The following is a 12407-nucleotide window of genomic DNA, read 5'->3' on the forward strand; positions in this document are numbered from 1 at the left end:
GGCAGTTTTTTGAGAATCCTGCCACCTTTTAAGGTTTGTTTAATTCAATTGAAATATATCTGCTCCGATTTTTTCATAAGAGGTGCATAGCTCGAAAGCCTTCTGCGATTTCAATTGCGCAGTGCCACCAAGTACGATGCTCTGTAATTTGGCTTCGCTATCCTTGTAGTTTCTGACATTCTGAAAATATCCGGTTACCGCATTGTAAGCCCCGAATAATGTCCCTTTGGTTGTCTCTAACTGCTGTGTGTCGTTTATCATAGCGTAGGCAAAGGCATCGTCAACCGTGTTCTTGAACATTGTGGAAAGTTCCTCTTCCGCACCTTTTTTTAGTAGATTGTAGGATTCTTTATTCGGGCACAAGGCAAGTTGTATCAGCTTTCTGACTTCGCTGTCCTTTACTTTGATGGTAGCCCACTTGTTGAAAATCCCGTCCATTTGTGTGGTCATGGTGTTAGCCAAGCCCATCACTTTATGAGCGTCATTCAGTCGCTGTTTAGCCCCTGCTGTGTGTTTGATGCGAACTACATTGCTCATGTTTCGCAGGGATGCGTTAAGGGTGTTCTGACAAACTATACGGATAGGGGTGAAGGCTGCCGTTATACTTCCGCTTCCGTCATGGGAGGTAGTTAGAAAGATGTATTTTTCAATGACATCATCCGAGCCACCTATACGGATGTAGTTGGGTAGTTTGGCGGTAATAAAAATGCGTTCGCCCTGACCGAGAGCCCCCGCAGTCTCGTATAGTATGCCACTACCACCCCTTACTATGGAATCGAAGAAAGTAAAGGCATCTTTATTCTGAACAATGTGATAGTCTTTGCCAACTACTCCCAATACAGTATTGTTATCCGTGCGGATATTGGCAAAATAGTTAGGAACTTCGATTTCGGTATCCTGTAAAACGATACCATCTGCAATTTTAACGATTCCCGAACCTTTGGTGTAGAGTGGGCTTTTTTCCACTTCATAGTCGAGCCCTGCGTGTCTGATTGCCTCGGCACTAGTGGGGTAGTCCTGAACGACCTGCCCAAGTCCATGCCATGCCTTTTCCTTCACACTGAAAAAGGAATACCTGCCCGTTCTATTGTTGTAATTTAAATTATGTGCCATGATTTTTATTGATTAAATGTTGAAATGATTTAAGTTCGTACGCTGTTCTGCCTAGAATGGTAGGTCGTCTTTTTCTTCCTCTTTGGCAGTATTGGTAGTTTCCTGTTGCTTGCTATCCTGTACGGATTCGGTTGGTGATGCTGTTCCCCAAACTGGTTTAATGGAGGAGGTATTGAAATTTAGCCCTGCCTTTATCAGCCCGTCCTTACCTGTCCACGCCCTTGCGCTGATCTGCCCTGAAAGTTCCACAAATAGACCCTGTTTGAGCCATGATGCGACAACGGTGTTTTTCCAATAGGCACAATCGACAAATTCGGTGTTGTCTATCCATTGCCCCTGTTTGTTCTTGTAGCCGTCACTCACGGCCACTGTGAAGTTTACCACTTCCTTACCCGATGTTGTTTTGCTGACTGTTGCTTGTGAGGTCAGCCTTCCTGAAATGTTCATAACTTTTGTTTTTGAGTTGTTATACAATCTTGTTACGTTCGCTTTCCTGTAAGTCCTGCCGAGGCTCCGCCCCAATCATTTTTTTCAAAAGAAAAAACAGGAAAAAAAAGAAAGTCAATCAGGACATTGGGCAATTGCAGAAGGCAAAAGGAAACGGAATAAAGGATGGGTATGTGCGATGGCATGTGTTTATGCCGTAGTCTTTTGCGGGATGTGGGTTGGATGCCCGATGTACCTTTGAATGTCTTTTTCGACTGTTCTTTTGACAAAAACTGATTTCAATAATTTTTATACCCTAAAAACTACCAGGTCATAGAGCAGTATAGTTCATAGGGAATTGGAAGATGGTAGGTGTCGGAATAAGCAGTGGGAACAGCTTTCAATGTGCTATGTTAGGGGAGCCGAAAGCTCTTTTATGGTACCGGCAATAAGTAGTGAAAATAAATGTGCTTTGGCGTTTGCTTTGGAAATACGAGGTAATTAATAATGTCAAAATAAAAATATGCCGACGATGTTAGTTATGAAAGGTCTTGAATTGAAATTTTATTCAGCTACGGCAATGATATAAAGTTGATGTTAATTGATAAGAAATCACTATATTGCTGTGAAAGAAAACTATTGACCTATAGTATTATTATGAATTTAAGTTATACATGGCAGTCTATCAAGACTAAGTCTTATTGGGAGTATGCATTGTGGACATACGATTCCTTAAAAATGTTTCTTGCGGTTCTTGGAGCGTTTTGGACAATTTTTGAAATGATATCTTTTTTCAAACTTTTAGACCAGAATAAGCTTCCATCTTACACATTTCTTATCCTAGTGGGGATATCCTTGATTATTGTGATCATTACAAGAAGGCCTATTACCAGTATAACTTACAAAGTTGCGGGAAGAGACCAGGTAATAGTTGTTAAGATCGGAGATATTTTTAACGAGAAGGGTCAAAAGGTCATAAGTACGAATACCACATTTGATACAGATATTCAAACGGGTATTATCGCACAAGGAAGTTTGCAGGGCCAATTTACGAAAAGATATTTTCAGCAGAATATGCAGGCGCTGGATAACCTCATTGATAATGGACTTGTAGGTTTAAATTTCGTTGTATATCAAAAAAGGGCAGGTAAGGACAAGAAGTACCCACTTGGTACTACGGTAAGAATGGATATTATGGGAGAGACCTTTTATTGGTTAGCTATGTCAAATCTAAATTATGATAATACAGCAGGTTCAACATTGCAGGAAGTGCTTACTTCCTTGGACGGACTTTGGGATTTTATAATTGCGAAAGGCGAAAATGACCCAATTGTTTTACCTCTGGTCGGCACAGGTCGTGGAAGGGTGAAGACCCATAGAAAACGGGTAATAGCTCGTTTAGCACAATCATTCACACAAGCAAGTGAACATACTGTTTTTAGCAAAAAGCTGATCATTGTTGTACATCCCAGTGACGCGGAAGAATTTGGAGTAAACCTTTTTGAGGTTCGTGATCTTTTAAAACATTATTTACCTTAGAAAAAAACTGATTATTATGGCGTATAGAAACGGAACTTATGTAGCGTTCCATGCAAATGGAACAAATTATCCTCTTGATTCGGATATAAGATATTATAATATTATTAAGGCCTGGTCGGGTAGAACAAGTGATGACTTCACAATTGTAAACAGTCATGATAAAACTGGCGCTGTCAGAGACACCAGCTCTAAAGAAACCTTAAGACGAAGTTTAAAAGAACGACTTAATAATAGTAAGAATATGATACTTATAATTGGTGAAACTACAAAGAATGACGACGATTGGGTTCCCTTTGAGATTGAATACGCTGTTGATACCTGCAAAATACCTTTAATAATTACATATGTGGATGTTAGTACGCCGATTTATGATTGTACCCCGCTTCTGTCAAAACTTCCTGCAGCACTGCGCACTAGGATTGCGGACAGAACTGCTTCTGCTATTCATATTCCCTTCAATAAAAATGCTTTGAAGGATGCTCTTCGTTTTACATTTAATTTTAAGCCTAATGGTTATGGTAAGGGAGTATATTCCGAGCAAGCCTATAAAAACTTTGGAATGATTTGATTAAGAACTGTTTCAAGGTAAATTGAAAGATACGGGATTATTAAAAGTAAAGCGTTAGTAGTAAGTAAAATATAATGAGCCGCTGAAAATTCTGACTGCGCCATAAAATGAGATTGTCGGTTTTTCAGCGGTTATATTATTTTCGATCTTGTCTGGTATTGGTGGAAAGTGATTTTTTATAACGCAAACATAGCTATACCAAGGAGTAAATATAGAATGATGAATTTTTCAAATAACTTGTGCTTATAGGTATACACGGCATAGGTATTTAATGCCATCATCACAATACATAGCATCCCAAATACAACATTCCAAAGAGCGGAAACTGAATGATAGTACAGGTCTATCCATAGATTTTGATTGTTAAGGCCCATGTATTTTATCTCTCTTCCTTTATTAATAGCAGAAAGGTCTTTTTTATTTATATAGAAATTGATCACCTTATCTTTACGATTATATAAGGTTTCTTTGTCATTTTTGAAATTGGATAGCAAGCCTCTTCCTGAATTATAATATAAAGATGAATCGCCAGCAAGTTTAAACTTATAGTAAGCTACTCTTGTTGAAGATTTTTTGACTTCCGTTATTACTCCGCTGATCGGTTTAAGATCATTTTTTAAAATAAACAGTTTTACAGGAAGGAATAATAATCCTATAACCGAAAGAATTACAATTTTTAGGGATCTTTTATTAAGCTTCATGGTTCATCAAATTTCGGTTTAAATATAATGGATTTGCCATGATACAAAAAAGAAGCCTTTCATTTCTGAAGGGCTTCTGTTCATATTCGCTACAATTATTTAAGATTTATGGATATTCTGCATCATTGTCTCTATCAATTTATTCTGTGTTAAAAGTATCTGGGTGATCTGCTCCTGATTCTTCAAGAGCTGACCCATTAATTCAGGAGAATACATATTAATATTGGAAATAACAGAGTTGGAAGAGTTCAATACCGTTGAATCACTTATGGTATTACCCGTGAAAGTGGAGGTTTCATCATGTAGAAGTTCGTCAACGTCTATTTCAAAAACTTCACAGATTTTAAGGATATTATCGTTTGTTGGTTTGGATAAGCCTGATTCCCACTTGTGATATGCGGGTTGGGAAACGTTGAGTAGTGCTGCTATTTCATCTTGTGAAAGCCCCTTTTGCTTACGTAATCTTGCAAGCTTGGTTCCTATCATAGACATGTTTTTTTAATTTTAACGCTAATATATTAAAAAATAATTTATAACCGCGGTTATGAAATTTATAACTGTTTTCTTAAAATTTATAACTGAGATGATTGTCATCTTTTCAAATTCAGTTTACCTTCACGAATTCGCGTTTTTTCAAAAGGCACTTTTAAGGTCTTTTACCGTAAAAACACGGATATAAAAATGGGGGAATCCCTACAAGTTTGCGATTTGACAATATTTAATTTCGACCATACGAAATTTACTGGCCAATTATAACACGTCGAGTTTTGGCGTACCCGTCAGATAAATTTGTCACAGAAATGAATAGATCTCCCCAATCTATATTAACACAAATAACTGCCAAAAGCAGAAGATGAAAAGACAACCTAAATAATAAACATACACTATGCGTAAAGATTACACGGATGCATTGAATCTATGCATCACAGGGGCTTTCTATGCCCAGCAGGAATTGTTGAAGTAAAAACATTTCTATTATTAACACAATAATTTTATGAACCTATGAAAAGAAAATTTTTATCCCTGATGTCCATATTGATTGGCATAATAGGGTACTCCCAGACAACAGAAATTTATTTCAAGTACGATGAGGCTGGCAATCAGCGATATCGCGGTCCGGATGCGGGCGCAAAAAACGCACCGAATTCAACTGCAAAAACGGCATCAGTTACCGAGTCGACAATTTCCGACGAGGCTGCTTTCTGGAAACAGATACGCCTCTATCCGGTTCCCGTCAACGATTACCTGACGATCGATTGGACCGAAGAAGTAGATGGATTAATAGAGTCAGTTTCCTTATATCAGCACAGTACCGTCCACTGGAAATTTCAACAAGCGAACATTCCCAGCCTAAATAGGTCACTGAAGATGAATATGACCGGATTTGAATGGGGCGTATATGTAGTGCGCTTTACCTTAAAGGACGGCAGAATTTTTAGCAAGAACATCACCAAAAGATAAGTAGCTATGAAAAACAAAATTAACAAGAGATTCTTAATGTCCTTTTTTTCTGTTTTCATTTCGATGTTAACTTTTGGACAATTAATACCTCCTTCGGAATTCGTACATGACACTAAAGGAAATATTGATGTCAATGGAGGAGGACAGCTTCAGTTTACTTTGCCAATCGCATTGCCACCCGGCGTCAAGAATGTTGGACCTAACGTCAGTCTCGTATATACAAATGGATCGGCCAATGGTGTAGCTGGATATGGCTGGAATATTTCCGGGATTTCTTCGATTTCAAGAACAGGAAGAGACATTGAAAGAGATGGGGTTATGAAAGGTATCCAGCTTGATTATTCAGACTATTATAGTTTTAATGGCCAAAGATTGATTTTAAAATCAGGCGAGTATGGAAAAGATGGCGCGGAGTATGTGACCGAAAAATATTCAAATACGAAATTTAAGTCTGTCGGTGCAATTACCGGCCAGACTTGGCATGGACCCGAATATTGGGAAGTAACTTTTCCGGATGGAACGCAATCCTGGTATGGCGCGGAGACTTCTGGTGACAGTGATGCCAGAACCCCATTGGAATATAATATTGTAAAATGGAAAGATGCGCAGGGAAACTATGTCACATACGAATACATACAAGATCCCGGGAACCATGTTGCGGTAATATCTACAATAAACTGGGGTGGAAATGAAAATTTAGGAAAACCTCATTTTAATGAAATCGTATTTACCTACAATCAAACGACCACAAGAGAGCTTATTGAGCAATCCTATGTCAATGGTGTATCACTTATTCAAAACAAATTATTAAACCATATAACAGTAAAGACCAATGATTTACAATATAAAAAATATGTTATAACCTACAAGTTAAACATTTCAAAATACCAATTGGTCGAACAAATTCAGGAGTTTAATGCGTCCAACGAACCTTCAAATCCGGTTCGGTTTTATAGAGAGGAATTCAGTAACAATAGTCCTCCTGGTAGTGTTTCTGACGGGACATGGAGAAAGTTTTATGATTTAACCTTAAGTGGTGATTTTCGTGGTATAAAAATAACCGATTTTATTGTCTATAAAAATGGGTCCGGGACTGAACCGGCTGGTTATTATATGCTATTGGGAAATGGGTTCGATAGCCCTGCATATTATTTGGGTACAGAAAATGTTTATCAGGGAGCTGTTGCTACAGCTTTGAAAGATTCTAATAATAGTGTCACCAGTAGAGAAGGTTTTGTTTCGTACTCAATTAACGCTGCAAAGGATATTACCGTCAAATATTATTTGATTGATTTGACGAAGCCTATTGATTATTCACATGGTCTGCCGTTTACCTATCCTAATGCCTTGACATTAGTGAGTACAAAATATATTCCAAAAGCCCAATGGGATGAGAGCGAGCATTGGACAATACCAAATCCGTACAATACCTTCAATAAATCAACAACTATAAAAAAATTGATACCGTATGATATTGAAGGCGATGGAATACCTGAAATTTTGATTGAAAAAAAGAACCATACTACGGAAACGTGGTGTACTAATCAGTCAGTTAACGGAGCTTCGACCTATTATATACCGCCAGACGGAGATTGTGAGACATACAATTATGACGATTATAAATATTTGGTTATTAAACAGATGGACCCTTCTTCACCTTTTGAATTTGCTTTTGACAAAAGCGAGAATCTCTATTTTGGTGAATTTAACGGTGATGGCATTGTTGATATTGGGAAATCATACGTTACCTCGCCTTCGGTGATCGAGGGTGAAACTGTCGCCGGAAATACTTTAAAAGGGTATAATATAAATCAGGACGCGCAAGGCAACTGGGGTGTCACAGAAGTTTATTCTGCCGATTTTTCTGGAAATCCGTCGTGGGTGCAGCTTGCCGATTTTAATGGGGATGGGCTATCAGATTTATTTGTGCGAACAGATTTAAATGACCACTATATCATTAATCTGAACACCGGAACAAGCTTTTTGAAAAGTGCGTATTATACTGATTTTTTCGGAACGGAAAATAATACTTATTCTCAATACGGTAATTATTCTACTGCCAAAGTATTAGACATTAATACTGATGGTAAATCCGATATCATCAATTTTAGTACAAATTATAATATTGCTTCACCAACAACTGCAAGTTCATCATTTTCAATAAAAGTTAGTGAAAATATAGGCTTTCAGAATGGAAAAATTCAATTTAATGTTCGGCCTACAGTTACGAATAACTACGATTCACCTAATATCTATAGAGAGGTTTTAGGGATGAGGCAAAATGAATTTTACATTTATAGCCCGACATCAAGCCAATATGTTGGAAGAATCAATGGTTATACCCATTTTAATACACTTCAGGGATTATCAACAAATAAAATCATTCAAGGGGGAGTCTCAACATCGATTATATATAATGATAATAACACGACCGTAAAAAATTATTACAAGCCTGTTCAAACTGTACAATATCCTTTAATTGAGCTTGAGAATGTCAGTACACAATTAGTTTCATTGCTTAGTGAAGGTAGTGTACAGGCAAATGTGATGAGAGTTAAACAGTTTCGTTATCGCGGGCTTATAATAAATCTGCATAATAAAAAGACTGTTGGTTTTCGCCAGATGGCAAGTTCTTCGTGGAATTCAAAGATCTATCCAACCTATAATTTATTCAACACATATATATGGTCAGGAACGGAAACAGATCCTCAAAAAGAAGGAGTTCCTGTTAAAGAATGGAGCATACGGACAAATGATGAGTCTAAAGTATTTCCTTTAGATATCTCCGAGAACAATGGTGAATTATTGAGCTTCAAATCAACCTCGTATCAATACGATAAACTTGTTAATGGCCAGATAAGTACTTCCATTTCGAATGATGAGAAACCGTTCGTAGTAACGGCAATTCTACCAAAAGTGACCAGAGCAAAAGATTTCTTAACTGGAACTATTACAGAGAACACTGTTACTTATGGTGCGTACTATTTACCATTGCAGGACGTGACAAAAGTAAATAATACTTACGCCATAAAAACTAACAATTACTTGTACGCAAACAATCCTGCGGGCATTGGTGCAGACTACTACATTGGACGCACAACTTCTAAAACAGAATTAGTTCAGGCCTATAATGACAGCAAGAGCAGTAAGCAGGAACTTACCTATGAAAATAACCTGATAAAAACTATAAAGAATTGGAATAGAGATAATACTGGCTTTACGCTGGATACCTTTTTACATGATGATTTCGGGAATATAACGCAAAAAGTATCAAGTAACAGCATAGATTCGCAGACAATAACCACCGGATACACTTATGAGCCCAAAGGAAGATTTGTAAATGTACAAACTGATAATTTAGGTTTGCAGGTTGTAACAAATTATAACGACAGGGGGCAAATCCTTTCTAAAACCGATGCGTTCAATACTACAGTAACAAATACTTTTGATGGTTGGGGAAAAATTCTAACTTCTACAACCAATTTATCTGGTACGGCTACATTTTTATATGAAAGAGATGCTGATTATAATATTACAGTAACCGAAAATGCGCCTGACGGAAATGTTTCTAAAAAATTCACTAATTCATTGGGGCAGCAGTACAAAGTTTCCTCCAAGGCTTTTGAACAAGGGAAGTTTGTTTCTCAGGATACACAGTACGATGTTTTAGGCAGAAAAATCAAAGAATCTGAGCCTTATTTTGAAGGTCAAAGCGCCAGTCAATGGAATGTTTTAGGTTATGACGACACTGTCTATCCAGTGGCAATAACATCAACGGCTTTTAGTGGTAAACAAACTTTGACAACTATTTCGGGCTTAACAACAACTGTGAAAGAGGTTAACGGGTATGGAAGAACGACTGCAAAAACGGTTGATGCTTTAGGCAATTTGATTTCTTCAACTGATAAAGGAGGAATTATTACCTATTCCTACAATGCTGCCGGAGATCAAATTGAGGCAAAGTATGATAATAACATTGTATCCACGCAATATGACTCTTGGGGTAGAAAATCAGAATTCCATGATCCTTCCAATGGTATATATAACTATGAATACGATGGTTTTGGGCGAGCAAAAAAGGTAATTAGTCCCAAAGGTGAAAAGAATTACAGTTATAATGCATATGGCCAGCTCAACGCACAAACTGAACTATCTGCCAATGGAGGTCCTGAAACAAACAAAGATATTGCATTTACCTATTATCCCAATGGCTTGGTAAATACAAAATCCGGTAAATCTAACGGTCAACCGTTTGTAGTTAATTATAATTATGACACTTATGGCAGATTGGTAGGTTATACTGAAAATAGCAACGGAAGGATTTATTCCCAGGTAAATACTATTTATGATAATAAAGGCCGAGTAGAATCGTACCAAAAGACCTTGCAATCTTCCAACTTTTTGACGCAGGTTGCAATAGAAAATGTTTATAATGTATGGAACGGAGCACTTTTTCAGGTTAAAGACCACAAATCAGGGAAGGTTCTTTCAGAAATAAAAACGACGAATGTCAAAGGGCAGGTTCTAACGGCAAAATTGGGTGCTGCTGATATTACGAATACTTATGATAGTAGCGGTTATTTGTCCGGTATAAACCATTCGTCAACAATTAAGCCTAGTATTCTTCAACTTTCATATTCTTTTAATGCCATTAAGAATGAGCTGAATACGCGGATTACCGGAGGCGATTTTACTATTAATGAATCTTTTGATTACGATGATAACAACAGACTTATCAATTGGACTAATCCGATTTCGGGAGTAAAACCAAACTCGAACAGAAATACCTATGATATCAAAGGAAGAATAACCCAAAATGATCAGGTAGGCACGATGAAATTTGAGAATTCCTCAAAAGTTTATCAGGCAACAGGTATGACATTGAATTCGCAGGGAATAGAGAATTATAATAACGACTTAATTCAAACCATCCTCTATAACGAAAATAATGATCCTGTCTATATAGATGGGGAAAAGGGTGATGTTGGATTTCAGTATGGGTTAACCAGCATGAGGCAAAAAGTGACTTATGGAGGTAATTTTGGTCCTGAAGAGGAGGGTAATTTCACTAAGCTGTACAGCGAGGACGGCACGTTTGAGATCGTAAAGGATAATACAAACAGTCAGGAAAAGCATATTTTATATGTTGGCGGAACCCCATATGAAACAAATATTGTTTTTTTAAAGAACTATCAGGAAAGCGAGGGGTCTTATAAATTTTTACATAAAGACTATCTGGGAAGTATTTTGGCGATCAGCGATGAATCAGGAAATAAACTGGAACAGCGACATTTTGATGCGTGGGGTAATTTTACGCATTTACAAATTGGGAATCATGCAGTTATTACTGGGGTTGATATAACAGATAGTTCATTATTACTACTTGATCGGGGATATACCGGCCATGAGCATTTTGTTGAGGTGGGTATCGTCCATATGAATGGAAGATTGTACGATCCATTATTGAGAAGGTTCTTAAATGCAGATGAGAATATACAGGAACCAACCAATACCCAAAGCTACAATAAGTACGGTTATGTGATGAATAACCCTATGATGTATAACGATCCAAGCGGCGAATTCTGGGGTTGGTTGATTGGAGCAATCGTAGGAAGTTATATCAGTGGTGTTCAAGCGAATCATGGACAGTTGAACCCCGTAAAATGGGACTGGCAAAATTCATGGACTGCCGTGGTAGGGGGAGCATTCGCAGGAGCAGCACTCGGTCAAGGGATAACAAATATTAACGTAAACGGTTCCAAAATGCTTCAGAATTCAGTAGTTGGAGCGGTTGGTAGCATCTTTAATGGACTGGCAAATGGCCAAAACATATTTAAAAGTGCTTTAACAGGATTTTCCGGAGTAAGTTACTCCTTTAATATTGGAAGGAATAGTATTTCTTCTACCGATGTAACGGATGATCGTTTTAAATACATTATATCTCCTGATTACAACCAAAGTGGTGCAGATCCTGACATGTTCGGCTGGTATATGCCATTAACGAAAGAAATTTACGCGCAGTATGTTCTTGGGAAAGGTAGAGGGCAATTAAGAGGAACTGACGAAAACTATCTAGGGCATATGTTTGAAAAGGTATTTATAGATTGGGCACAATTCAATATCGGGCCTACGGTGAAAGACAATACGATCGGAAGAAATTATTATGGTACTGTTCCTGATGCAACTTCGCCATTGGCTACAAGTACAAATTATGTTCCGGACGGCGTGTTTTATGAAGTTAAAAATACATTCAGAAATATTGGATTGGCGACTGCGCAGGTAAAAAGAGAAATGAACGCATTATCAATTAATAACTTGACATACGGTGTACCAGGCGGTGTCATGATCATTGCTTCACCTGCAGGCGTTAATTTGACTGGCCCTTTAATGGGGTATGCCAGAAATTTAAACATTGATCTAGTACAATTTTTTAGTATATATAGAATGGAGGGAAGTGTTATGAGGGTTCGGTTTATAACAACCTCTACTATCAATCTATTTAACACAACTGTAAAATTGGGCGGAACGAGCGTACCAGCTTATAAAACTCCTAATTAAAGGTCATGAACATAAAAAAAATTATATTAATTTTATTGCCA

The 12407-nt window shown here is 37.5% G+C and carries 8 protein-coding genes; 4 read left to right on the forward strand and 4 right to left on the reverse strand.

Annotated features, from left to right (window positions below; genetic code table 11):
- Positions 1 to 39: 39 nt before the first annotated feature.
- A complete protein-coding gene (locus AAW12_RS24065; protein ID WP_046676154.1) occupies positions 40 to 1113 on the reverse strand; it encodes a DUF932 domain-containing protein in 1074 nt (357 codons plus the stop codon).
- A gap of 51 nt (positions 1114 to 1164) precedes the next feature.
- The gene (locus tag AAW12_RS24070) at positions 1165 to 1560 is read right to left on the reverse strand and encodes a single-stranded DNA-binding protein (RefSeq protein ID WP_046676155.1); all 396 of its coding nucleotides are present in this window, start codon (positions 1558 to 1560) and stop codon (positions 1165 to 1167) included.
- Between the two features lie 636 nt (positions 1561 to 2196).
- Here AAW12_RS24070 and AAW12_RS24075 point away from each other — a divergent pair.
- Both AAW12_RS24075 and AAW12_RS24080 read left to right on the forward strand, forming a co-directional pair.
- Entirely contained in the window at positions 2197 to 3078 is an 882-nt protein-coding gene (locus tag AAW12_RS24075; protein ID WP_046676442.1) for a macro domain-containing protein, read from the forward strand.
- Between the two features lie 16 nt (positions 3079 to 3094).
- Entirely contained in the window at positions 3095 to 3646 is a 552-nt protein-coding gene (locus AAW12_RS24080; protein ID WP_046676156.1) for a TIR domain-containing protein, read from the forward strand.
- A gap of 176 nt (positions 3647 to 3822) precedes the next feature.
- Here the strand turns inward: AAW12_RS24080 and AAW12_RS24085 are convergent, their stop codons facing one another.
- Positions 3823 to 4347 (reverse strand): hypothetical protein, encoded by a 525-nt coding sequence (locus tag AAW12_RS24085; protein ID WP_046676157.1) that lies wholly within the window; start codon positions 4345 to 4347, stop codon positions 3823 to 3825.
- 99 nt (positions 4348 to 4446) lie between these two features.
- Positions 4447 to 4833, reverse strand: a complete 387-nt coding sequence (locus tag AAW12_RS24090) for a helix-turn-helix domain-containing protein (RefSeq protein WP_197084162.1) — start codon at positions 4831 to 4833, stop codon at positions 4447 to 4449.
- A gap of 516 nt (positions 4834 to 5349) precedes the next feature.
- Between AAW12_RS24090 and AAW12_RS24095 the strand changes: the two genes are divergently transcribed.
- Both AAW12_RS24095 and AAW12_RS24100 read left to right on the forward strand, forming a co-directional pair.
- Positions 5350 to 5808 (forward strand): hypothetical protein, encoded by a 459-nt coding sequence (locus AAW12_RS24095; protein WP_046676159.1) that lies wholly within the window; start codon positions 5350 to 5352, stop codon positions 5806 to 5808.
- A gap of 6 nt (positions 5809 to 5814) precedes the next feature.
- Complete coding sequence (locus AAW12_RS24100) at positions 5815 to 12366, forward strand: RHS repeat-associated core domain-containing protein (RefSeq protein WP_046676160.1); 6552 nt, start codon at positions 5815 to 5817, stop codon at positions 12364 to 12366.
- Positions 12367 to 12407 lie beyond the last annotated feature (41 nt).

The sequence above is a fragment of the Sphingobacterium sp. Ag1 genome (assembly GCF_000988325.1).
Classification (GTDB): Bacteria; Bacteroidota; Bacteroidia; order Sphingobacteriales; family Sphingobacteriaceae; genus Sphingobacterium.

What these genes read in the sequence shown, in the direction of transcription:
- AAW12_RS24085 (WP_046676157.1), bottom strand. Translation starts at nt 4,347, where the DNA reads ATGAAGCTTAATAAAAGATCCCTAAAAATTGTAATTCTTTCGGTTATA.
- AAW12_RS24090 (WP_197084162.1), bottom strand. Translation starts at nt 4,833, where the DNA reads ATGATAGGAACCAAGCTTGCAAGATTACGTAAGCAAAAGGGGCTTTCA.
- AAW12_RS24080 (WP_046676156.1), top strand. Translation starts at nt 3,095, where the DNA reads ATGGCGTATAGAAACGGAACTTATGTAGCGTTCCATGCAAATGGAACA.
- AAW12_RS24095 (WP_046676159.1), top strand. Translation starts at nt 5,350, where the DNA reads ATGAAAAGAAAATTTTTATCCCTGATGTCCATATTGATTGGCATAATA.
- AAW12_RS24075 (WP_046676442.1), top strand. Translation starts at nt 2,197, where the DNA reads ATGAATTTAAGTTATACATGGCAGTCTATCAAGACTAAGTCTTATTGG.
- AAW12_RS24070 (WP_046676155.1), bottom strand. Translation starts at nt 1,560, where the DNA reads ATGAACATTTCAGGAAGGCTGACCTCACAAGCAACAGTCAGCAAAACA.
- AAW12_RS24100 (WP_046676160.1), top strand. Translation starts at nt 5,815, where the DNA reads ATGAAAAACAAAATTAACAAGAGATTCTTAATGTCCTTTTTTTCTGTT.
- AAW12_RS24065 (WP_046676154.1), bottom strand. Translation starts at nt 1,113, where the DNA reads ATGGCACATAATTTAAATTACAACAATAGAACGGGCAGGTATTCCTTT.